A 296-nucleotide genomic window follows, 5' to 3' on the forward strand; every position below is an offset into this window, starting at 1 on the left:
AAGGACATGGCTGGGTTGAACTGTACCAGCGGTACAAGCAGAACCTGTAGAGACAGAAATTCCAGCAAGATCGAGTCGCATTAATAAAACGTCATTTTGGACACCCGGAAAGCCAATATTCCAAACAAATGGAAGATGATCGTCATTCGCATTTACGTAGTAGTCGTAGGCTGCTAAACCATTGACTAGCTCTTGGCCGAGTTTTTGAACCTGGTGGAAATTTTCTTCTTGATGAAGTGTAGCTTGCTGAAGCGCGGTTGCCATCCCTACAATAGAAATAAGATTTTCCGTGCTGG

General features: G+C 44.3%; 1 protein-coding gene. It reads right to left on the reverse strand.

The window, feature by feature from the left end:
• On the reverse strand, positions 1-296 hold a 296-nt coding region (locus tag SPADD19_RS11175), incomplete at both ends, for an aminotransferase class V-fold PLP-dependent enzyme (protein WP_128861652.1).

It is taken from the genome of Streptococcus parasanguinis, assembly GCF_001578955.1.
In the GTDB taxonomy this organism is placed as follows: domain Bacteria; phylum Bacillota; class Bacilli; order Lactobacillales; family Streptococcaceae; genus Streptococcus; species Streptococcus parasanguinis_U.